Source organism: Paenibacillus sp. AK121 (assembly GCF_019042715.1).
GTDB classification, from domain to species: domain Bacteria; phylum Bacillota; class Bacilli; order Paenibacillales; family Paenibacillaceae; genus Paenibacillus; species Paenibacillus polymyxa_C.
Genome location: NZ_JAHPJM010000027.1, coordinates 1 through 23,565 on the forward strand (window position 1 = coordinate 1; position 23,565 = coordinate 23,565).

The 23,565-nt window shown below is 44.0% G+C and carries 23 protein-coding genes and 1 rRNA gene; 5 read left to right on the top strand and 19 right to left on the bottom strand.

The features are described from left to right. The 3 genes from KSP24_RS24520 to KSP24_RS24530 form a co-directional block, all read right to left on the bottom strand. Positions 1-376, bottom strand: a 376-nt coding sequence (locus KSP24_RS24520; protein WP_483311494.1) for a hypothetical protein, incomplete at its 3' end; no start/stop codon positions are given. 548 nt (positions 377-924) lie between these two features. Beyond that, entirely contained in the window at positions 925-1,278 is a 354-nt protein-coding gene (locus KSP24_RS24525) for a hypothetical protein (RefSeq protein WP_025675342.1), read from the bottom strand. Positions 1,279-1,739: 461 nt separating this feature from the next. Next, positions 1,740-2,468: a glycosyltransferase family 2 protein gene (locus KSP24_RS24530; protein ID WP_040101440.1), complete on the bottom strand. Its 729-nt coding sequence runs from the start codon at positions 2,466-2,468 to the stop codon at positions 1,740-1,742. 258 nt (positions 2,469-2,726) lie between these two features. Between KSP24_RS24530 and KSP24_RS24535 the strand changes: the two genes are divergently transcribed. After that, positions 2,727-3,560 (top strand): class I SAM-dependent methyltransferase, encoded by an 834-nt coding sequence (locus tag KSP24_RS24535; RefSeq protein ID WP_216977062.1) that lies wholly within the window; start codon positions 2,727-2,729, stop codon positions 3,558-3,560. Between the two features lie 108 nt (positions 3,561-3,668). Here KSP24_RS24535 and KSP24_RS24540 read toward each other — a convergent pair whose 3' ends face one another. Next, on the bottom strand, positions 3,669-6,797 hold the full coding sequence (locus KSP24_RS24540) for an S-layer homology domain-containing protein (RefSeq protein WP_216977063.1): 3,129 nt from the start codon (positions 6,795-6,797) through the stop codon (positions 3,669-3,671). Between the two features lie 223 nt (positions 6,798-7,020). Here KSP24_RS24540 and KSP24_RS24545 point away from each other — a divergent pair, with 223 nt between their 5' ends. Next, positions 7,021-7,737: an aminoglycoside 6-adenylyltransferase gene (locus KSP24_RS24545; protein ID WP_254207981.1), complete on the top strand. Its 717-nt coding sequence runs from the start codon at positions 7,021-7,023 to the stop codon at positions 7,735-7,737. A 100-nt stretch (positions 7,738-7,837) separates the two neighbouring features. Here the strand turns inward: KSP24_RS24545 and KSP24_RS24550 are convergent, their stop codons facing one another. From KSP24_RS24550 to KSP24_RS24615, 14 genes are all read right to left on the bottom strand, one after another. Then, the gene (locus KSP24_RS24550; RefSeq protein WP_025679674.1) at positions 7,838-8,182 is read right to left on the bottom strand and encodes a cupin domain-containing protein; all 345 of its coding nucleotides are present in this window, start codon (positions 8,180-8,182) and stop codon (positions 7,838-7,840) included. Positions 8,183-8,297: 115 nt separating this feature from the next. Continuing rightward, positions 8,298-8,633 carry a YolD-like family protein gene (locus KSP24_RS24555; protein WP_058712549.1) on the bottom strand — a complete coding sequence of 112 codons (336 nt, stop codon included), beginning with the start codon at positions 8,631-8,633 and terminating at the stop codon, positions 8,298-8,300. 12 nt (positions 8,634-8,645) lie between these two features. Beyond that, on the bottom strand, positions 8,646-8,840 hold the full coding sequence (locus tag KSP24_RS24560) for a hypothetical protein (RefSeq protein ID WP_064963525.1): 195 nt from the start codon (positions 8,838-8,840) through the stop codon (positions 8,646-8,648). A gap of 104 nt (positions 8,841-8,944) precedes the next feature. Then, the gene (locus KSP24_RS24565) at positions 8,945-9,433 is read right to left on the bottom strand and encodes a hypothetical protein (RefSeq protein WP_058712548.1); all 489 of its coding nucleotides are present in this window, start codon (positions 9,431-9,433) and stop codon (positions 8,945-8,947) included. Positions 9,434-9,517: 84 nt separating this feature from the next. After that, positions 9,518-9,880: a response regulator gene (locus KSP24_RS24570; RefSeq protein WP_014599711.1), complete on the bottom strand. Its 363-nt coding sequence runs from the start codon at positions 9,878-9,880 to the stop codon at positions 9,518-9,520. A gap of 271 nt (positions 9,881-10,151) precedes the next feature. After that, positions 10,152-10,574, bottom strand: a complete 423-nt coding sequence (locus KSP24_RS24575) for a MarR family winged helix-turn-helix transcriptional regulator (protein WP_013370959.1) — start codon at positions 10,572-10,574, stop codon at positions 10,152-10,154. Between the two features lie 11 nt (positions 10,575-10,585). After that, positions 10,586-12,847: an ATP-binding cassette domain-containing protein gene (locus KSP24_RS24580; protein WP_216977065.1), complete on the bottom strand. Its 2,262-nt coding sequence runs from the start codon at positions 12,845-12,847 to the stop codon at positions 10,586-10,588. A gap of 203 nt (positions 12,848-13,050) precedes the next feature. Beyond that, positions 13,051-14,049, bottom strand: a complete 999-nt coding sequence (locus KSP24_RS24585; protein ID WP_129549187.1) for a metal ABC transporter substrate-binding protein — start codon at positions 14,047-14,049, stop codon at positions 13,051-13,053. A gap of 35 nt (positions 14,050-14,084) precedes the next feature. Then, the gene (locus KSP24_RS24590; RefSeq protein ID WP_014599709.1) at positions 14,085-14,933 is read right to left on the bottom strand and encodes a metal ABC transporter permease; all 849 of its coding nucleotides are present in this window, start codon (positions 14,931-14,933) and stop codon (positions 14,085-14,087) included. Beyond that, entirely contained in the window at positions 14,879-15,586 is a 708-nt protein-coding gene (locus tag KSP24_RS24595) for a metal ABC transporter ATP-binding protein (protein WP_170973163.1), read from the bottom strand. Before KSP24_RS24595 ends, KSP24_RS24590 begins: the two co-directional genes overlap by 55 nt. A 216-nt stretch (positions 15,587-15,802) precedes the next feature. Then, the gene (locus KSP24_RS24600; protein ID WP_216977067.1) at positions 15,803-16,825 is read right to left on the bottom strand and encodes an ABC transporter substrate-binding protein; all 1,023 of its coding nucleotides are present in this window, start codon (positions 16,823-16,825) and stop codon (positions 15,803-15,805) included. A 21-nt stretch (positions 16,826-16,846) separates the two neighbouring features. Then, entirely contained in the window at positions 16,847-17,680 is an 834-nt protein-coding gene (locus KSP24_RS24605) for an ABC transporter ATP-binding protein (RefSeq protein WP_216977069.1), read from the bottom strand. Continuing rightward, positions 17,677-18,789, bottom strand: coding sequence for a FecCD family ABC transporter permease (locus KSP24_RS24610; RefSeq protein ID WP_014599707.1), 1,113 nt, complete (start codon positions 18,787-18,789; stop codon positions 17,677-17,679). The genes KSP24_RS24605 and KSP24_RS24610 overlap by 4 nt, the downstream gene beginning before the upstream one ends. Next, positions 18,786-19,880 (bottom strand): CobW family GTP-binding protein, encoded by a 1,095-nt coding sequence (locus tag KSP24_RS24615; protein WP_013370951.1) that lies wholly within the window; start codon positions 19,878-19,880, stop codon positions 18,786-18,788. Before KSP24_RS24615 ends, KSP24_RS24610 begins: the two co-directional genes overlap by 4 nt. A 231-nt stretch (positions 19,881-20,111) precedes the next feature. Between KSP24_RS24615 and KSP24_RS24620 the strand changes: the two genes are divergently transcribed. From KSP24_RS24620 to KSP24_RS24630, 3 genes are read left to right on the top strand one after another with little or no spacing between them, the layout of a single operon-like run. Then, positions 20,112-21,113 carry a permease gene (locus KSP24_RS24620; protein WP_058712543.1) on the top strand — a complete coding sequence of 334 codons (1,002 nt, stop codon included), beginning with the start codon at positions 20,112-20,114 and terminating at the stop codon, positions 21,111-21,113. Between the two features lie 8 nt (positions 21,114-21,121). Continuing rightward, entirely contained in the window at positions 21,122-22,099 is a 978-nt protein-coding gene (locus tag KSP24_RS24625; RefSeq protein WP_129549182.1) for a TIGR03943 family putative permease subunit, read from the top strand. Between the two features lie 18 nt (positions 22,100-22,117). Further along, positions 22,118-23,227, top strand: a complete 1,110-nt coding sequence (locus tag KSP24_RS24630) for a CobW family GTP-binding protein (protein ID WP_216977071.1) — start codon at positions 22,118-22,120, stop codon at positions 23,225-23,227. Positions 23,228-23,463: 236 nt separating this feature from the next. Here the strand turns inward: KSP24_RS24630 and rrf are convergent. Beyond that, positions 23,464-23,565: ribosomal RNA gene (rrf, locus tag KSP24_RS24635) — 5S ribosomal RNA — on the bottom strand; the annotation flags it as partial.

Sequence of the window (23,565 nt, forward strand, 5' to 3'; positions counted from 1 at the left end):
TGAACGCCTTGAGGTCCTTGGTCGCCTTGGACTCCCTGAGGTCCTTGATCGCCTTGGGCTCCTTGAACGCCTTGAGGGCCTTGGTCACCTTGGACGCCTTGAGGTCCTTGATCGCCTTGGACTCCCTGAGGTCCTTGGTCGCCTTGGGCTCCTTGAACTCCCTGAGGTCCTTGATCGCCTTGAGCTCCTTGAACTCCCTGAGGTCCTTGATCGCCTTGGACGCCTTGGGCTCCTTGAGGTCCTTGGTCACCTTGAACGCCTTGAACACCCTGAGGTCCTTGGTCGCCTTGAACGCCTTGAACACCTTGAGGTCCTTGAGCACCCTGAGGCCCTTGAACACCTTGAGGTCCTTGGACACCTTGCGGTCCTTGAACACCTTGTGCTCCTTGAACACCCTGAGGCCCTTGAACACCTTGAGGTCCTTGGACGCCTTGATCGGTTCCTAAAAGTTCATCAGATACTAACCGATGCGCAGGTACTAATTGCCCCAATGCATCTTTACCCCAAACAGAAATTTGAGTTTCATCCTCTGCTGGCCCGCTTGTGGTAAACACGAATTCAAATGCGTCGAAACCTGCAAAGAAATTCCTAGTTAAAACCACATTGGGCCCCACTGCCACTAGTTGTTGTACATATAATGTTCTGCTACCGTTTAAAATAAAACCCTCAATTAAAACAGTAGAAGAATTTACAGAATCTCGGTTATCTATTTTTACAGTGACCAGTTGGGTGGGTCTGACTCCTAGAACAGGATCGTTTGCAATGGGTCCAGTTGATAATACTGCCATTTAGGTACTCCCTCCTCTCTAGTAAAAAGCAAATTATTTTTGTGAACAACGATCTTTCTCAAGACCCTGTTCCCTCTATTTTATGTCTCAACCATTTGCTGCGATTGTGGTTCTATCTCTATACATATGTTGAGTTTTAAGACCCTAGTTGCTCATCCGCAACAATACGCTGAACATCAATGATTGTACCGCTCGCGTTTTTTCCCCAAACTGAAATATCAGTACTTTCTTCTGCTAAACCGCTTGTGGTAAAAACGAATTCATATGCGTCGAAGTTCGCTAGATAATTTCTCGTAACAACTGCATTGGGGGCTAAAGCTATTTGTTCTAGTACATACAATGTTCGTAAACCATTTAAAATGTAGCCCTGAATTAAAATAGTTGAAGAATTGACCAAATCACGGTTAATTATTTTAACGGTAACCTGCTGAATAGGCCTGATCCCACTAACAGGACTATTCTCAATAGGTCCAGTTGATAATACAGCCATTAAGTCCATCTCTCCTTTTCTATTTATTAACTACAAATCCATATTATATAAAAATACTATATATATTGAACTAAAAAATATATTTAGACCTTTATCTACTATATTTTTTAAAGTTCAATCTATATAGAACAGAATAGGGATTAATGTAGCTCCATGTATCATATTAATAACTTGTTACATATGATTGTTTGTTTACCTATTAAAATTAAAATAGATATTTACTTATTCAAGCCGTTTTTAATTCTGGGGACATTAAAAGGCAGTGACCGAGCATTAAGCAAGCTGATTCACCAATTTTCTTTTCCAACCATAAAAAAGGATAAAGGCGCCCTGAGAAAAAAGTGCCTTTATCCTTGTAGATCAATTTCAAATAAACTATACTCTCTTGCAAGCACGTTTACACAGAAACAGTGAAGGTTATAATAGTTACTTACAAATGTCACTTGCGACAACAGCTCATGCTACAACACTCTTACAGATCTATTTTTTAAATCCTTAAATTGTTCCATTTTTTGTTTTTCATCCCACAAATAGTGAAATCCCCATCGATTAGTGGTATCCCCTTCCCGCAGCCCTTGTTTCAAGGCTGAGAAACGTGAATTCAGATAGTCAAATCCCAAGTATTTATAATGTAACAATAGTACTTCATTATTAGATGGCTTTATTACATTCCCAGCAGGTTCAGCAGTATGCCTACCAGGGCTAAAATTTATTTCTTGAATCGCACTTGGATTAAATATTTGAGGCTTATCGTACGTTTGACTTCTTACACCATTCCTTACCGTTTCATATAATGGTTGCTGGCTATTAGGAAAAAAATCAGAAACCATTTCATAACCATTAGGGACAATCAATGTTATCCCTTTCGAAGTACATTCCTGCAAATATGTTCTAAGGTTAGGGTGATAAAAATGTTCATCTACGTCACAGATAATAATCCAGTCTGCCTTATTCCTGCTTTCTTTCCAACATTGGTTGAATAGATCTTGTGCTGATCTCACGACCGAATTACCTTCGATCTCAAATCTATTCATATTTACTTTGGGATGTGCCTTTAACATGGATATAGAATTATCAGTCGAGTCATTATCGAAAATGTAATATTGGTCGGCTATATTATCATAGTGCTTAAAAAAAAACGGGAGCATCTTTTCTTCGTTCCAGCATAATGCGTATACATGTATGATCACGTATTCTTCCCCTCTCAAACTCATATCTTATGGATCGACTTGCTTGATAATATATGCAATTTATATTTGTGGGGTTCAAATCGTGGATGATGAGCTTTACTGCTTAGCAAAAGCCAACCCGGACCCCAAATTGGCTTTTAATAGGTATCCTAAGTTCATAGTTGGTAAAAGTGGATACCTCTTCAAAGGTACGGTAGACTTGTTCTTGATGCTAGTACTATTGTTATATTATTCCAATCATTTGAGGTGAGATGCACTATGTTCGAAAAAGATACGCATGAAATTCTGGCTTATTATGATGGCGGTGCAGAAATAGGCAGATTAGAGCGAGGCATCGGAAAAATAGAGCTGGAAAGATCAAAAGAAATCATTTCCCGTTATCTCAGCAAGTCCACTCATGTTATTTATGATATCGGCGGCGGTATAGGGGTCTACTCTTCGTGGCTGGCAGAACTGGGATATGAAGTTCATCTATTTGATCTTTCTTCGCAAGCCATTGAATTTGCTCGTCAGCAGCAACTGAATAAACCCGTTATCAGCAAGCTGGAAACCGCAGATGCCAGAGATATTGATCGTAAAGATGAAAGCGCGGACATCGTGCTATTGATGGGACCTTTATATCATTTAACAGAACAGAAGGAACGAGTAAAAGCCCTGCAAGAAGCAGCGCGTGTCTTAAAAAAGGGGGGAACGCTGATTACTTCGGCTATTTCCAGGTTTGGCTCGTTACTGTGGGGGCTATCGGTGTACGGCGAGTGCAATACCATTTTAGAGGAAGATGCATTCATGGATATGGTCAGACAGGAGTTAACAGATGGTCAGCATGTACGACCGGCGGCTTATCCCTCTTTTATCACACACTCCTACTTTCATACACCGGATGCCTTGCGTGCAGACTGGCAGGCGGCTGGATTGCAGGAGCCTCGTGTTTTGGGTGTGGAAGGCCCCGTCTGGATTGCACCCGGATTTGAAGAAAAATGGGCGATTCCCTCCCATCGCAGACGTTTGCTGGATATAGCACAGCAGGTTGAAGAGCAGGAATCCGTGATCGGTATGAGCCCGCATATGCTTGCCGTAGGTACCAAGTCTTAAAGCTCATCAACTATATGGTTGATGGATTGTTGTACAACATAACAATTGTCACGTTGCTTCTCAACCAAAAAGACGAGCCACATAGGCTCGCCTCTACATCATTCCAGATTACTGCTCCAAACTTTCCAATACGGTTTTAATTTCGCTGTTCAAACTAAGTGCATTATAAATCGCAGTCAAGGCTTCAGCACGTGACGCATGATACTTAGGTCCAAACTGACTCGTACTTATACCCGAAAGCACACCAGCTTGTGCTAATTGTTTAATCGTATCAGCTGCAAAAGAAGTGGACAGGTCGGTGAAGCTTTTTTCATTCGAGGTGTCCTTTTTCAATCGGTCTAAATCCAAGATCCGCGCCAAAATGGCAGCCATTTCTTGACGAACGATCGTTTGGTCTGGTCTAAATGTACCGTCCTCATAACCGTTTAATACTCCTGCTGTGGTCAGTTTTGTTATGGCATCCTGCGCCCAGTGATCCCCAATATCGTTCAAAACCACAGGCTGGTTTCCACCACTAATATCGAAGATTCTAGAGATGATAGTAGAAAACTCTGCACGGGTAATTTCACCATCAGGTCTGAAACTGCCATCCTTATATCCATTTACGATACCCAGCTTTGAAAACGTGTCGACCGTCTTTTCTGCCCAATGTCCTTGTAGGTCTGACGGTTTAACATTAGTAGAAGAATTTAAAGCAGATTCTGCTTTAGATTTTATATTCTGCAGTACTTTGTTGTCTGCAACCACTACGTTACTGTTGAATATGTCTTGCACAGGAACAGTTGGTTCAGTCACCAGTTCTTCAGGTACAGCTACTGGTTCTTTAGATACAGTTACCGATGAAGATGATACAGCTGATGTTGCCGTATTACTGCTGGAATCATCGCTAGAATGGTCACTGTTTCGATGGCCAGACCCGCTACCGCTGGAACTACTGGAATCACTGCCAGCATTATTGGGTGCGGGAGCAGTAACAGCTGTTACGGTAATTGGAACGTTAAAGCTATATCCGCTGTATGTGGCGGAAATTACCGTGTTCCCTTCTGAAAGTGCTCTAATCTCTCCCTGATTAACCGTAGCGACATTCGCATCGCTGGAAGTCCAAGTTGCTTTATCACTGACATCTATCTCTGACGAGTCTGATTTTACAACGCTTGCTGTAGCCCGTTCTGTACCCCCTACTAGCATTTTTCTATTATTGATAGAAGCACGCAATTCTGTGTAATTGTCATCTGTTTGTACCGGATCTGGCGTTGGCACCGGATCTGGCGTTGGCACTGGATCTGGTGTTGGCACTGAGTTGATAGAGAATGAAGCGGTAGCTGTCGAGCTCTTCACATCTAATGCTCCGTTGGTTGTGCCGTTATCAATCACAGTATAATCAAAACTTGCCGGGCCCTGGTAGTCTAAATTCGGAGTGAATAACACAACCGATCCGTCTAGAACTACCGTCCCACCTTGCGCATTTTCTACCGATGCGATGCTAAGATGTTGTAAGCTCTCATTCACAGGGCCTGCCGTGTCGTTCGCTAAGAGTTCATCAACAGCGATAGATTGTGCTCCTGCATTTGCCGATAACGATGGCAGTGTATCATTCACAGCTATCGGACTGTTGTTTACCTCACTTACAGTGATTCTGGCTTGGTTCGGCTCGCTGATCCCTGTTCCAGCCATATCTAGCGATGATTGTACGTCGAAACTGAAATGATCACCTGATGGAGAGTTAGCATAACGATTGGGTGTAAATTTTAGCCCCGCTTCGCCATCCGCTACAGAAATGAATTGCCCATCTCCGATTTCCATTACCCCATCGTTTTTATAGAGGGTTCCACCAATGATGTTTGAGATTCTAAAGTACGACACATCAGATCTATCCACTTGATTACGAGTAAGGATCAGTCCGTCAAAGCTTTGCTTGTCTTCCTCTGTCAAAGCGTCTGTCACATTAGGGACATCAGCGACAGAATTGACCGCAAAGGAGGCTTGCTTGACCACCGACTGCGGGACTGAGACGCCGTTCGATGTTCCATCATCGGTGACGGTAAAAGAGAAGCTAGCGGTTCCATTGAAATCCGGATGAGGTGTAAAAATCACATTGGTTCCATCCAAACGTACAGCCCCTCCTGCAATGCTGCTGACTGAGGATATCGTTAGATGTTGACCATTCTCATTCGGACCAGCAGACGCATGCGCAAGCAGTTCTGCAAAAGGGATGGTCCGCTCTCCTGAGTCTTCTGAAATGGAGGATAGCGTTTCGTTTTGAGCTGTCGGAGCATCGTTTACTTCCGTAACATGAACAACAGCCCTAGTAGCATCGCTTAGTCCATCCCCCGTTGCACTCTGAGCCGCCTTTACATCGAACGAGAAGGTATCTCCCGCTGCATTGTTGGCGTTTGCCATAGGCACAAACCTCACGCCATCGCTGGCTTCTGCTGCCGTGATAAAAGTTCCATCAAAAATCTCCGTTCCCCCATCACTATGATACAGCTTGCCCCCGATAACGTTCGTAACTTGATAATGTGTCACTACCGTTGAATCTTGCGGGTTTGGTGTAATGGTTATATTGGATGTCGGGATATCTTCCTCAGTAGTTACAGCAGCTACCTCAGGCATTTTGGATACAGCGGGCAGGGCTGCTGTTTCCAATATCAACTGGGGAATATCTACGCCGTTGTCGTCGGCTGAATATGTAATTTCCGAATAGTCTCCAGGGTTCCCTTCTTCATTGGCAAGCAATGCAAAGGAGACAATATCATCCGTCTGTTGTTGTACAAAATGGGTAACATCAAAATCAACCCAGCCTACTTGAAGGTCTGAGCCTGTTTTCGTATTCAAAGGCTGATCCGTCGGGTTCAGTGGAAAAGCTCCGTTGCTCCAAACATCGGCAGTCGATCCATACACGGTCAAAAAAGGATTCAAGTTATAGCTATAGCCGATGGAAGAGATATGAATACGCAAGGTTGCCTTCGTTACAACCTTACCAGTCAGCTCGGGCATTTCAAACTGAATCGCTGATCGGTAATATCCTAACACTGTGTCCGAAGACCTGCCAACATAGTTTTCTGGAGCATCCATCCAAGTGTCAGACTTGCTCCATGTTCCGTCTTGGATTAATTCGGGTTGTGCGGTTGCGGTTGGTGCCGCACCAACATCTGCCACCGAGATGGCCGATGAGAAGATTAGTGATACTGCTGTCAATGCATATGTGAATCGTTTAGTAGACTTGCAAAAATGCATACCTTTCCTCCTATTGAAATAAATCTATGATTGCTGCTTGTATTATACAATGTCGTCACTGAACAAATTCTGAACAATTTGGCCGCTGTTTGCTTCCTTATAAATAAAATTATGATCATGTGGCTGATGGATATTGATCCAACCCTTTTGAATTGCCTATACAATTCGGTCAAGTGTACATTCGGTGATGAACATACCTCTCCCATACAGTTGAATGGCTTCCATGGACAGCTTTATTCAGGAACGTGGCTGGATTCACTACTTTGGAGAACTGATCATTATGCAGACGCCTGATGAGCATACGGAACTTACTTCGACATCCTGTGATCGCTTTGCTTTTCTTATGTTATTTACGGATGGCAATCGCATAGATCTTACCCTCTGCCCTGTGGCTAACATCGCCAATTGGCCCCGAGACAGCTTAAGTGTACTGCTCCTGGATAAAGACGGACTGATGAAGCCTTTTCCACCGCCAAATCTTCAAGATTATAAGACAGTCCCTCCAACCGCCCAAACCTATGCAGATTCCTGCAATGAGTTCTGGTGGGTCAGTACTTATGTGGCTAAAGGACTATGGCGGCATGAGCTTCCCTATGCCAAATTCATGTTAGATCGACCTGTAAGAGATGCACTTCACTTGATGTTGGAATGGCATATGGGTATACAATCCGACTTCACGGCAGATCCAGGGAAGCAGGGAAAATACTTGGAGAAGCACCTTGAGCCTGATCATTGGACGGCCTACATCCAAACGTTTGCGGATGCAGACTATGAACATATGTGGCAGTCTCTTTTTATCATGGGTAATTTATTCAGAGAAGTTGCCCAGAAAGTGGCGAACCATTATGGTTATAAATACCCGATTCAGGACGATCAACGTGTTACTAACTATCTCTATCACATAAAAGCTCTCCCTACAGATGCAACGGACATCTATTAATGAAAAAAACCAGTCGGGCACTTGAGATGTGCTAGGCTGGTTTTTTTATACGCTAACGTTGTTTATCCTATATACGTTTTGGATGGGCTGTCCCCTAATATTAGTTTTCGGTCAGAACCCGGTCGCCTCTGCTGGCAGGCTGAGAGATAACTAAAAATTCAACATCCTCATTCGTTTCATTAAACATTTGATGAGGCACCATAGGAGGAACCTCACACCCTTCCTGAGATCCTAATTGTACGCGTTCACCATCCACTTCAAGTACCGCTGCACCTGATAAAATAAAGAAAAATTGGCGCGCATGATGATGATAATGTCTGACTTCATGTGTATTTCCCGGCATGCGCTCATGAATAATGCTCAAATCATCATTTTTCACCAAGCGCCAACCATCACATTGATCTCCCCATATATAATGTTCAGCACTATGTTTACTTATTTTCAAAATAAACTCCCCCTTTGCAGTTACATTTTTATTGTAAATCTAGAACCACAAAGCAACAATCTTAATTATAAAAAATGACAGAATCAATGTAAAAAAGTCCCGTGGCCAGATCATTTTAGATATCAGCCTCGATAATTTCCTCCAACTTAATCCAGCTAAAATCCTCTTCCCCACGAGATAGCTTCACTTCTCGCCGACTTGTGTTAATCACTGTCACCAGTCCGCACAATTCCTCATCATCAAACGGATTGAACACTCTTAGCGTAATTGGCTTCCGTTCGTTATAGGATACGAAAATGGCCTGTTCAATCTGCTGTATTTCCTGATCGTCCAGTGTTGGCTTGCCGCGTCTTCCCTGCTCCTTCATCAGTCTTAAATATGCCTCCCGATGCTCAGGCAAAATCATACGCGAACTTTCCCATATGCCGTTTCCTTCAAGCTTTTTTCCCATCGTAAGCCCCTCCTATGCTGTTCTGGTTACCGGATGCCATGCCAATACATGATTTAATCGAAAAACACGTGGCTGACCAGTTTGCAAACAGGTGGCCCGGATCAAGCCATTCTGCACACGATGCACCTCTATCTGCCGATGAGACAGTTTGCCCTTTCGGTCCATATACACGATTTCCACGATCTGTCCCACATATTTCTCCAGCATCATCCTTCACTCCTCATCAGAACGTTTGTTTGTATTATATGCGAACATGCGTTTGATTATCAATGTAAAAAAATCCCCTGAGGGAGTGGCCTCTCTCAAGGGATTTAAAACTCATAGGTGGACAGCTTAATATCCTCTTTACTCAAATCTTTCAGCGGATACACAGGGCCATTCCAATAAGTCAGAATATCATGCGGCTCATTAATACCATGTTCTTTTAAAGTGTGAGATAATTCGAGTAATACATGTGGAAGTTGATAAGAGCTTGTTAAAAATTGATATTCTTCTGGACTTTCGCAGTCTTCTGCTCGATAAAACACAAAGTAACCCTCGGTATAATCCCCAATGAGTACAATATAACGAGCAAGAAACATGATTTCACCATTGGCAAACGGAATGGAAAATGTCGAAGCAGAGATCAAATCTGTCTCTAATGCCTCAATACGAACGGTGAGTTCATTGTTTAGAGCATCCATTTTTTTTCTTTGTTCACTGATGAGGTGTTCATAATTTACAGGAACAAGCCCCCCACTCTTGATCGTAGCGATCAGTTCATCTATAAATACTTTTTGAGACAATACTCGATTGCTCATCCTATTCATCTCCATATTCGTGAAAAAATAAGTATGGAACTCCCGCTCAACATGTTCAATATTATGTATTAAAAGCTTGATTCATTAATTATCCAGCATTTTTGTGACTGCATTCACGACCCTTTCCATCTCAAATGGCTTAACAATAAAATCTTTTGCTCCTGCCTTAAATGCTTGTATAATGGCTTCCTGCTGACCCAAAGCAGAACACATTAAGATGTTGGCTTTAGGATCAAGCTCTACAATCTTTTTAACAGCCTCAAGCCCATCCATTTTAGGCATATTAATATCCATGGTGATTAAATCTGGTCGAAAGTGTGCATATTTCAAAACTGCATCATACCCATTTTCCGCTTCTGCAATAACAGAGTGACCTAAATCCAACAGAATATCCTTAAGCACAGAACGCATAAATAAAGAATCATCTACTATTATAACTGTTGCCAAGTTAACCTCTCCAATCCGTTGTCTTATGAAATTCACGCCCAAACTTCAATATCGGTGAAAAAACTAGTTATATTAATAGAAAGAATCTGTAAAAAGAAAAACGCTACCATTGAATTATAAAAGGAATTTGAAACTAGCTACTACAGCATTAATTTCAATAAAAACGTTTCGCAATGACGTAAATCATCTCTATAGTATGAAGATTACAAAGTACTAGTATCTTTTAAACCCTTAGCCCTATATAAGCCGGGTTGAAAAGCTGCGGGCTATCCTACAGCTTCTCAGCGTATAAGCTCGTAATTTTCTTGCACATCATTGAAAAGGACTGTACTTCATCTGCTGTTAATGCTTCTTCAATTAAATTCATGATTTCATTCCCGAAATCGTCAACACGGCTAAGAAACGCTTTTCCCTCACTGGTAAGTACAATGTTATAAGAGCGGCGGTCATTGGTTTGCCTTTCCTGATTTATATACTTTTTCTCCAGTAGGCGTTTTGTCAATTTAGATATCCCCGACTGTGTAATACCTTTCATTTCAGCAAGTTCCTTTGTGGTTTTTGGACCTTGCTTATTCAAAGTATCCAGTATATAGTATTGTGCCGTTGATACACCTTCTACGCTGAACCGGTTAGAGTATGCTAAAATCATACATTGAAAAGGGACATAACGATCTTCTAAATCTTTTGTTGGCATTGCTTTTCCTCCTATGTGCGCCCGATATATTCCTTCAGGTAACTTCCTGTAAGTGAATGTCTGCATTTAACTAAATCTTCTGGTAAGCCTGTAAATATGATTTCACCACCATTTTGCCCGGCAAAAGGACCTAAGTCGATAATCCAATCAGCCTGACAAATAATGTCTAAATTATGTTCGATTACAATAAGGGTTGAATTTTGTTCCACTAAGCGATTCATTACACCAATTAACTGTTTTATATCCGCCATATGCAGGCCAGTTGAAGGTTCGTCCAGAACATAAATTTGCCCGTCATTTTCAAGCTCGGAAGCAAGCTTTATCCTCTGTAATTCCCCGCCTGATAAAGTGTTTAGTGGTTGTCCCAAAGGAATATAAGTGATTCCAACATCTGAAAGCATGTTTAATACCCTGCTAATTTCTTTTTCCTGAAAAAATTCCAAAGCTTCTGCTACGGTCATTTTAAGAACTTCACTAATATTTTTGCCTCTTAGCTTGTATTGGAGCACTTCATCGGTAAAACGATCCCCTTGGCATTCCTCGCACACGGTAACAATTGTATCCATAAAAGCTAAGTCTGTGTATGTAACACCCAAGCCTTTACAAACAGGACAAGCCCCTTGGGAATTGAAGCTAAACAGGGAGGCACTAACACCGTTCTTTTTTGCAAATAACTTTCTGATCCTATCAAAGATCCCCATAAAGGTGGCTATATTTGAACGCTTTGACGCTTGTATCCCTTTTTGATCAATGAATACAGTTTTAGGATAAAATTGAGGTAATACTTGATTGATAAGCGTACTTTTTCCTGAACCAGCGACACCAGTTACAACTGTCATTACTCCCTTGGGTATTTGAACCGAAATATTTTTCAGATTATGTAACGTTGCATTTTCGATGGAAAGCCAGCCTTTTGGGGTGCGTGTATTGAGTTTATACTCAGGCTGGTATGACAAATATTTTCCAGTCAGTGTACCCGATTCCTTTAATCCCTGCAAGTCTCCCTGATATACAATTTCACCGCCATAAATTCCTGCACCCGGTCCCATGTCGATTATATGATCTGCAATCTTTATCAGATCGGGGTCATGTTCCACAATAAGCACAGTGTTGCCTTTGTCTCGCAAAAGTTTCATAAGGTCATTTATTTTGCTTATGTCATGGGGATGTAGACCTATGCTTGGTTCGTCGAAAATATAAGTAAGGTCAGTCAGGCTACTTCCCAGTTGACAGACCATTTTAATTCTTTGCGACTCCCCACCTGAAAGAGTAGATGTTTCTCTATTTAGACTTAAATAGCCTAAACCAATCGATACCATCTGCTGCAGCCGATTGGCTAACTCAGAAACGATTGTGGCGGACACCGGAGTATGAATGGTCTCAATAAACTCTAAAAGTTCACTCACCTGCATTTCAGCACATTCAGCGATATTTTTCCCATTCACTTTACAAGACAGGACCTTGTCACTCAGGCGTGTCCCGTTGCAGTGTGAACAAGTCTGTTTGGTAACAAAACGCTCAATTTGTTTACTATATCTCGTCTTTTCTCCTTCTTCTTTTTTTAGAAAACTCCGCTCAATGCGCGGAATCAGCCCCTCATACAACGAGGTTTTATGCCATTCAGGTGAGGGATTTTTCACTTTTATACCATCAGCGTAGAGAAGCATTTCCAACTCAGCTTCGGAATAATCCTTAATTTTTTTGTTATTATCAAAAAAACCTGAATGAATATAGCGTGTTAATCGCCAACCCCCAGGTTCAAAGGTGGGAAAACAGACTGCGCCCTCGTTTAAGGATTTGTTTTTATCTAACAGTCGTTCGATATCAATTGTTTCAACCTTTCCCAAACCTTGACATTGGCTGCACATACCCGCCAGATTATTGAATGAGAACACATCAGAGTACCCCACAAACGGAGTTCCGTTTCGTGAAAATAACAGTCGTAATAGAGAATAAATATCTGTAACGGTCCCTACTGTTGACCTTGCGTTACCACCCAACCGTTTTTGATTGATAATAAAAGCGACTGATAAATTTTCAATGGTATCCACATCTGGTTTTCCATAATGCGGCATACGGTGACGAATAAAACTTGTATAGGTTTCATTTAATTGCCGTTGTGATTCTGCCGCTATTGTATCGAATACCAAAGATGATTTCCCTGAGCCAGATACACCCGTAAAAACCGTAATTTCTTTTTTGGAGATCACCACATCTATATTTTTTAGATTTCGTTCCCTCGCTCCTAATACCCGTATACAATTGTCACTCATTTCATTTACCTTCTTTAGAATATAGTTGATTAGGATTAATAGTTGATATGCTCAATTATATTTTATCATTATTTTTATGAATGGCAATGTTGAACTTAGTCAGTAGACACGAGAATCACCAGTAACTAAAGTGCCGATAGTCATAAAAAAAGACGCTGCTATTTATGCAGACGTCTTTTTCGAACTATTTATTTAAAGTTTACTTATTCATTCAGAGCTTTTTTCAAAGCCTCCAGGTTGTTTTTCATTACACCCAGGTAATCTAGATTCTTCTGCTTGTCTTCATCTGTCAACCCTTCAAGCGGATTCAGCACATCCGTTTTCGAACCAATTTCCGTAGCTACGGTCTCGGCAACCTTCGGATCAACCAATGTTTCAAAGAAAATTGTCTTTACATTATTTTCTTTAGCAAACTTGATAATACCTGCCAATTTGTCCGGTGTAGGCTCTTGCTCTGGAGATAAACCAGCAATGGGTACTTGGGTCAGACCATATTGCTTCGCCAAATAGCTAAAAGCAGCATGCTGCGTAATAAAGTCTTTACGTTTTACATCTTTCAGACCCGTTTTGAACTCGTTATCCAGTTCTTTCAGCTTAGCGATATAAGCATCAGCGTTTTTCTCATAGTCTGCTTGGTTTGCAGGATCGGCTTTTACAAGCCCTGCTTCTATAGCTTCTACTTCTTTTTGAGCTAAGACCGGATCAAGCCATACATGAGGGTCCAGCACATGATCGTGATCATGGCCTTCCTCTGCGTGTGCTTCTTCTCCTTCTTCTTCCTCAGCAGATCCTTCCATCAAGTTCAACCCTTTGCTTGCTTCCACTACTACACGCTTATCATTCGATGCGCTGCTCAAAGCCTGTTCTGCCCAACCTTCGACGATCCCGTTATAAACAAATACATCAGCATCCTTAACCTGTGCCATATCCTTGGCGCTTGGCTCCCAGTCATGTGGCTCAGCACCGGCAGGAATCAACGCAGTTACGTTAGCATGATCTCCGGCAACTTGCTTGGTAAATTCATACATTGGGTAAAAAGTGGTGACCACATTCAGTTTTTTACCACTGTCCGCTGTTTGTGCCGTATTAGGTTCGGTTTGGGATGCATTCGTGGCTGCATTATCAGATTTAGCTCCGCAACCGGCCAAAATAAGTGCTAGCCCCGCAGACAATACAAATGATTTTTTGAACCATGTATTCATATTCATAACTCCTTATGTTTTAGTTTTTTATAAGCTCACTGACCTGCCGTATTCTTACGTCGGGAAGCCTGTTGCTTGCCAAGCTTACGGACCAGCTTTTGAATACTAGCTCCTACGATCAGGAATAATAATAGCACCATAGCAATCGTCCCCCCTGGGGGTGTACTGAGTTCATATGATGCGGTTAATCCCATAAATACGCCGATCAATGCGGTGATCATGGATATCCAGATAGCTGCCGCAAAGCTCGGTGCAATTCGAATCGCCAGGGCAGCAGGCAGCACGATTAATGAGGAGACGAGCAGCACACCGACAATCGGCATGGCTGCAGCTACAATCATCCCTGTTAAAATACTAAACGCAAACGAGATAGACTTGACAGGAAGACCATTGGTCTTTGCCGTTTCTTCATCAAAGGTAATCTGATACAAAGGGCGCCTGAATACAAAAAAGAAAATACCACCGATGACAGCCACAACGATCATTAACATCAGCTCTGTCTGATTGACGGCTACTACCGAACCAAACAAATAAGCGGAAAAGCCTTTGTTGATGCTCTGATTCAGATTCATTAAAATAACAGCCGTCGAGAGGCCGCCTACCATTATAATAGCCACAGAAATCTCACTATATGTTTTATAAGACCTGCGGACGTATTCAACAATAATCGCGCCGATCACGGCAACAATAAATCCAGTTATCGTCGGGTTAATCCCTAAATAGGCACCTGCTGCCACCCCTGCCAGCGATACATGCGATAGCATGTCCGCCATGAGAGCCTGGCGCCGTAGCATCAGGTAAACTCCAAGCACCGAGGCCAGCAGTGCAATTACCCCACCGGCACAAAATGCCCGCTGCATGAAGTCGTAGTGCAGCATTTCCATCCGCCATCTTCCTTCCTTTCAAGCTCAATAATACGATCCAGATAATGTTGCACTTCCGATAGTCCATGTGTAACCATGACTACGGTTCTTCCATATTCCTTAACCTGTTGATTCATCAGATCGTAGAAGTGATGTCGGCTTTCCTGATCCATTCCGGTCGTGGGCTCATCCAAAATGAGCAAATCCGATTCCTGAGCAAGTGCCCTTGCCACACAAATACGCTGCTTCTGTCCACCAGACAATTCACCAATTTTGCGATGCCGTAAATCCCACATCCCTACCTGACGAAGCGCCTGTTCTGTCAGATCATGATCCTCAGCCCGCATCCGGCGCAGCCAAGAGCCATGAGTGTATCTACCCGAACGGACAAATTCCAGAATGGTACTTGGAAACCCTCCATTGAAGGCTGCAATTTGTTGTGATACAAATCCGACAACGAGCTTTTTGCCTTCACCTGTACGGTCGGACATAAACACTTTGCCCTTCCAAGGCTGAAGTAAACCGAGCAGCAATTTGAGCATCGTCGATTTAGAAGCACCATTCGGTCCGGTAATAGCCACAAATTCTCCGGAAAAAATTTCAACATTGGCATCCACCAAGTTAGGAACATCTCCGTAGCCAAATGTGACCTGTTCCAATGAGGCCAATAACATGATACAAATCTCCTTTTCCTTTAAAAAGCCTGGAGCCATCTGAGCGGTCATCATAGCGCAGATTCTCCAGGTCGTTTATGATCATTAAACCATCTACCGTAATTATTACGATTTGGTAATAAAAAAATAAGCGCTTGATAAACGTAACCTTTACGCATTAGCAAGTTTAACAGTTTAGGCAAGGTTCGTCAATGTTTTGGCAACTCTTTTGTTTGTTTATTTCACTTTGTCCGGATACAAACCTACAGCCAAGGTTTTCAGTGCAATCGGTGCGCGCACGCCTTCAGCCGCTGCGGATAGAGGCAACACCACAAACCGTTTGTTTTTGATCGCTTCGACACCAGCCAGTGCAGGCTTGCTCAACAGCAGCTTTTCTTTATCAGCCAGTGAAGTATCTCCGTAGTCGAGAATAATAATAACATCAGGGTTGCGGTTTACGACCTCTTCCCAGCTTACTTCCGTAAAACTTTTGTGGATATCATCAAAGATATTTTTTGCCTTCACACTTGTAATCAAAGACGTCAGATAATTGTTGGCAGCCGTAAATGGCTTGTCTTCGCCGCTGTCATAGACAAAAACCTTGGGTGCCTGTTCAACCGTACCAATTTGAGTCTGAATGGACTGCACTTGTGCACGAATGTCATTTACAAGTTTTTCTGCACGCTCCTCAACCCGGAAAATACGTCCAATATTTAGTATATCCCGATATACATCTTCTAGTATAGGACCCGGCTTATTGGAGGATTCCTGTACATAGGTTTGCACGCCCTGTTGGGCAAGCTCCTCACGGGAACCCAGATTTTTATCATTAAAGGCACTCTTCCAGCCCGCGTAGGCAAAATCCGGTGCAGCAGCCATAAACACCTCTTTGGACGGATATTGTTTGGCCAGAACCGGGATTTTTTCATATTGATTCTTATATTTAGGCAAAATCTGATCATCCAAATATGCAGTTCCTACCATAGAAGATTCCAGCCCAAGGGCCAGCATAACTTCTGTCGCATGCTGGTTCAATGTAACCGCGCGTTTGGGCGCTTCGGGAAATACCATTTTTACACCCATATTCTCAATCTCTACTGCCTTCTCTTGGGCCGTTGATTGCGATGCATCAGGTTGCTGCCCGTTTGCAGATGAATTTGTGGTTTGAGCCGTGTTTCCTGCTGTGCAGGCCGATAACAACAGCATCATCGCAAAAGCAAGCATAACCAGCGGCAATGCGGGTTTGCTATATTTATTCATATGTACCGTCTCCTCTTTCATTCACAGCTTAACTGACTTCATCGGATCACCATTTGTTCTGTTCATGTCGTGGACGGCTCCACCTCTGAGAGAATCCGGTAAAAAGGTAATACTCGGTTTCCCGGTTTTCGGATGAATGCGAATTTCTGTTTCCACTCCAAATACACTGCGCAGCAGGTCAGGCTGAAGCACATTCTCTGTTATGCCGGAGGCTACCACCTTGCCTTCTTTTAATACATACAATCGGTCACAATAACATGCCGCCAAATTTAAATCATGCAGTGCAGCTAAAGCAGTGATCTGAAGTGTTTTGACCAAATCGAGAATTTGCAGCTGATACCGGATATCGAGATGATTCGTCGGCTCGTCTAAAATGAGAAATTTTGCCTGTCCGGCCAAAGCTCTGGCGATCAATACCCGTTGCTTTTCACCGCCCGACAGAGTAGCAAACCCCTGATCCGCTTGAGCATTCATGCCTACCCGCTCCAGCGCCTGCTCAACCAGTTCATGATCGAAGACGGTATCTGCTTCCAGCAGCTTCTTATGAGGATGGCGGCCCATCAGGACGATGTCCCGTACTGAAAAATCAAACGTTTGGGGCGCATCCTGACTTACCACTGCCATTTGTCGTGCCGTCTCTTTGTACTTCATCCGTAGTAAATCCTGGCCATCCAGCGTCACCAAACCACTATCAGGTCTTAACACACGATACATATTCTTAAGCAACGTCGATTTGCCGCTGCCATTGGGACCGATCAGCCCGACCAGCTCTCCCGTTCTCACCTTGAGACTGATACCGTCGATCAATCGTTTATCGTGAATACTGAAGGTCACGCATTCGACTTCTATATTCATTTTTCGCCTCCAAACGAGTAGGAGCTGCGCCGCAGCAGCCATACAAAAAAGGGTCCACCGCATACAGCCGTTACAATACCAATCGGCAGTTCCTGCGGAGCAAGCACGAGCCGGGCACATACGTCTGCCCACACGACAAAGATAGCTCCCAGAAGCAGGCTGACAGGCAGGACACGTCGATGATCCGATCCCACTATTAGCCTAACGATGTGTGGAATCATAAGCCCGACAAAGCCAATTGAGCCACTAACTGATACGACTGCCCCGGTTAAAAGGGAAGCGACAACAACCAATAATACACGGAACGCCTGCACGTTCACACCGAGCGTTACGGCGGCTTCTTCCCCCGTTAGCAAAGCATTCAGTGAACGGTATCGGGTTAAAAGGACGGCCGTTCCAACGGTTATAATGAGGCTTGGAATAAAAAGCGTATCCCATTGAGCGCCTGCCAGACTTCCCATCATCCAATACATGGCGTCACGGATGCCTTTTTCATTCGGAGCCATCGTAACGATAAAGCTAGTCACAGCCGACAGCATCATAGATACCGCTACCCCTGCCAACAGCAAGCGGGTCGTCGATATACGCCCGGCCACACGAGCCAACGCGAACACCATGAGCATTGCAGCTAAGGAGCCTATAAAAGCAGATAGGGGCAGTGCAAGTCGTCCCAAAAATCCAAAAGCTCCAAACACAATAACTAACGTCGCTGTCACTGAAGCCCCCGACGAGACTCCTAAAATATAGGGGTCCGCTAACGAATTGCGAATTAATGCCTGTATAGCCGCTCCGGTAACAGCAAGCCCTGCTCCCACGACAACACCTAGCAGCACACGCGGAAAGCGAATTTCCCAGACGATATATTGCTCCGGTTTGGTCCATGTCATGGGTACCCACTGATCCAGCCAGGGCAAGTGGGACAGCGCAATTCGCCATACTGTCCCTGGAGCGACAGCCACAGGCCCCAGCATGACTGCGAGTGTAACTGACAGCACAAGCCCAGCAGTTAACAGCAGCAGAATTGTTGTAAATCTCCATGGAGGCTTCCCTGCTAGATCAGCTCGAGAATTAGCCTTGGATGAATAATCGCTGCTTGTTCTCGAAATCATGAACTAGCCAGTGGCTTTGCAGCCGCTTCCAGCCTTTTCAATCGTTCCTCGATCTCAGAAGCAGAGAAATTCTCGCCCATAATAACCGCAACATCGTTCACTGGCTTTTGCGGTCGAATTGGAATGATTTCCAGCTCACGATAGGCAAATTGGAACATCATCTGCCCCTCCGATTCCAAGAACCGGACAATTCCTTTGGCCCGGTAAATTTCAGCAGGCAAACTGCGGAACAACTGTTCAAACTCGAATCGTGACACAGGTTGTCCAAAAAAATGCGTATGAACAACTACATGGTCGTAGGAATGATAATGCTCTCCGTGTTTGTGGTCATGGTCATGGTCGTGGTGCTCAGGCTCTTGACAGTCATGAGGATGATGGTCTGTATGGTCATCATGACCATACGTGTGAAGACGATCTTCTGCATAATGATGATCATTCCCGATATCGACTGTGGACTCCTTTTGCCGCGAAATTTCCATCCTTTTCTCTCCTTGAATGGAGAAAAAGGTAACCGGGTCTACGTCACTCCGCTCCGTGCTTACAGTCAAAGCATAAGGATTTAATTCTTTTACAAAGGCCTGCACTTTCTGCAATTCTCCCGCAGCCAATAAATCAGTCTTGTTAATAATCAGTTTGGAAGCACACCGTAGCTGATCCTGCATCAAACGAAACGACTTGCTTCTCTCACTACCCAAGGAAAAATCCAAAAATTGACGCGCGTCCATGACCGTGATAACAGATTGTAAAACCATAGAAGAATATATAGAGGCATCTGTCACTGCATCTACAATCTCCATTGGATTTGCCACTCCGGTACATTCTACAATAATCACATCCGGCTTATATTCCTCGGCAAGATTCATGAGCTCGACGCCCAAATCCCCGCGAATGGTACAGCATATACAGCCACTGAGCATTTCCTTCATGGGGGCTTGGTCGTTCACCAAACTGCCGTCCAGATTAACATCACCCAACTCATTCATCAAAATAGCTGGCTTGAGACCCTGCTCCTTGTAGTAAGCCAGCGCATGCTGAAGAAGAGTTGTTTTCCCGCTTCCCAAAAATCCGGATAAAACAACAATCGGTATCATATAATCCTCCTTGTCTTTACAGCACTAATATGGATCGTACCGTAAAAGTTTTCTTCTTGCAATCATTTGCCGATTTTTAATCGTAATAATTACTATTAACAAACATAAATATATATGACCATGCTTTGAATTGTCAATATAGGAGGTGATTCAATCATAATCCTGCGGTATGATTGTCCCAACACAGGCATAGGATGTAGATAAGAATCCTTATTCCCAAGGAGATGTGGAATGAAAAACAGTACGCTGTTGAAGATGCTGCCTTTTATGATTCCCTTTGCCTTTCTCATCCCTGTACTTATTACGCTATCTCCTCAGTGGCTTCGTTTGTTAGATATGGGGCAGCTGCAGTCATTAAAGACGGTATTTATGGGTATTTTTCTGGAGGCTGTTCCGTTTCTCCTGATCGGTGTACTTATCTCATCCCTTTTGCAGTGGCTTGTACCGGAGACATGGATTCGCAAAATAGCGCCTGCGCATCCTGTGCCGGGTGTCCTGCTCGCCTCCTTGCTAGGTATGCTGTTTCCCATCTGTGAGTGCGGCATGATCCCTGTCGTTCGCCAATTAATGCTCAAGGGAATGCCTGCCTATATGGGTATCACTTTTATCTTAAGCGGACCTATTATCAATCCCGTAGTACTGGCTGCCACGATGATGGCTTTCCCTTCCCACCCTGAGGTCACTGTCGTCCGAATGGGTTTGGCCTTTGTCGTGTCCGCGACCATCGGATTGATCGTATATGCCTTTGTGCGTGTGCATCCGCTCAAACGGTCGTTGCTCTCTTTTAACCAGCAAAAGCAGAACAATCAGATTCATCAGCATAACCGCACATGGCGGGGATTTTTTGTACATGCTGGCGATGAGTTTTTGGACATGAGTAAATATCTCATTATCGGCGCATTATTGACAGCTTGCATCCAAACCTTTATCCCACGTGATGAAATGCTTTCCTTAAGCAATGGAACGGCCGGCTCGTACGCCTTTATGATGGGCTTTGCCTATGTGCTGTCGCTGTGCTCCACCTCCGATGCCTTTGTAGCTACTGCTTTTTCGCATACCTTTACACTGGGTCCACTGGCAGCCTTTCTAGTACTCGGCCCGATGCTTGATTTCAAAGGCACACTCATGCTGCTCAGCACCTTTCGCACCAAATTTGTCGTAATCTTGGGCATGCTCATTATTTTACTCGTTCTGATCGGCTCTATAGCTGCTGAATGGTTATTGGGGAGGTAAATACAAACGTGAATTCAACCTTTAGCATCCGCTGTCAATATGGCATGCGCTCCTTGCTCATGATCGGATTAGCTGTATACATTATCACATTACACCGCACGAGTGCACTTCATTACTACTTGGCTCCGCACATGCAAAAGCTGCTTTTACTCTGTCCTGTGCCACTTATGTTCATCGCTTTGGGGATGGCATGGCACGTAATCGTGGGAGGGCCGGATGGTCAAGATGTATGCGATTGTGAGCATCCGTTACCGCAAAGCTGGTTTAAAAAAACACTCGTATATGGAATGCTGCTCATTCCGCTGCTATTCGGCTCACTGCTGCCCAATCAGGCGCTTGGCAGTGATATGGCAGCCAAAAAAGGCATGTCCTTCACCTATCCCAACCCGGATATCCGACGAAAAACAGACATACAAACCACGAACACACCCGCCTCCTCCCTTGTATCAACTACATCTTTCACACCAATTTCGCTCCCACTAAGGGGTAAATGGAGTCAGGAAGCGCTGGATAAGCTGTTCGTTCCGCCGGATGAGTACAATGTAGAGTTCGCCGAGCTGGCGAAACGTCTGTATCAGCAACCCGTTATACAGATCCATCCGGAGATTTTCTCCGAAACTATAGGAGCGATCGAACTGTATAATCACGCTTTTCAAGGAAAAAAAGTACAGGTGACTGGCTTTGTCTATAAGGACGACAACCTACCGGGTAAAGGTCTATTTGCAGTAGGAAGATTCCTCGTTATGTGCTGTACTGCTGATGCTATGCCATTCGGGATTATCGTCCAATCCCAGAACCCTCCATCCTTTGACAAGGATACCTGGGTGACTATTGAAGGGACACTGCATGCAACGCAAAAGGGCAATACACCCGTACTTGAAATTCAATCCAATAAAATAACGACTGTCAAGCAGCCAGAATCTCCTTATGTCTATACCCAGGCAGACTCGGTAGCAACCTATGATCGCTTGAATGCAGCGAACTAAACCCACCAAGGAGGAAAAATGATGAACAAGGTTCCTGTTATATTAATCAGTGGTTTTCTTGGAAGCGGCAAAACAACGCTACTTTTGCGGCTGTTAGCCCATACTCGCCAGATTCCCCTTCGTGCTGCTGTTTTAATGAACGAAATGGGCGAATATGATGTAGACAGCGCTATTATTTCAGAGGAAATGCCTGACGTAACAGTGGAAGGTCTGCTAGAGGGCTGCATTTGTTGCAGCAAAAGAAATGAGCTGGCTGGCGCACTGCATTCCCTGCTCATCCAAAAGCCGGATGTGATCTTCATGGAGACCACCGGAGTAGCTAACCCCGAGCAAGTGTTGGAGGAACTTCGCTCTCCACTGCTGGCAGATCGGCTGTATCTGGTTCACAGCATTAGTGTGGTGGATGCTGTGCTGTTCCATGAATACAACAGCCGCTTTACTGCAGACAAGGAGCTGGTTCGGACTCTGCATGGACAGCTTCGCTCCGCCGACTTCATTGTGGTGAACAAAACGGATGTCGCAAGTAGCCGTGAAGTGGCTAAGGTCGTCAAGAACATCCGCAAGCTCAACAATACAGCTAAGCTACAAACTACTGAATACAGCCGCGTTGACCTCGGACCACTGCTGGAACCTGTCCTGACCTCCGTAATGCTTGACCCGAAACCTGTACAAGTATTTCAGCATACATCTGCACAGGTACAGCCCAATGATGCAGAAGCATCGCCTATCCCAATTCCTACCAAAGATAATGAAAGACCTAGCAGTACCTTCAAAAATACCGCATTCAAAGTGATCTCTGCACATCCTCATAACCACAGTCATGATCGCAATCGTCCCCCTTCCTTTTCCCGTCTGGAGAGCTTAACACTGCATCAATATTCTCCTCGGCCATTAGATAAGCAACGATTAGAAGACTTCCTGACCGGGCTAGGTTCCTCGCTTCTTCGAGCGAAAGGTTATTGTGTGCTCCCGTATGAGGGCACAATGCTTCTGCAATTCTCAGGAAGTCACTTGGAATGGCAACCCACCGCACTTCCGGTGAGCCAGGGATATGTCACACTCATTGGAGAACAGCTTGACAAAGCATCCATTACCGACCAATGGGAACAGTGCTTTGTTTCGCTGTAATAGACAGATCGGCTCAAGATAAAATTCCCCTCCGAAATGTCTACGAAATTAAGTTATAAAAGGCTGTTCCTTGACCTTTAAAAGTCATGGAACAGCCTTTTTTCGTAACTATCACAAATTTGCATATACGCATTATATACTTATAGGACGTTATGTTTAATGATGGGAAAATAAAAAAAGCCGTCGAAGCTTTCTCGACGACCTGAGTACGACTATGCAGAGTCATACTATTATTTGCTTGGCAACGTCCTACTCTCCCAAGACCCTGCGGTCCAAGTACCATCGGCGCTGGAGGGCTTAACGGTCGTGTTCGGGATGGGTACGTGTGGAACCCCTCC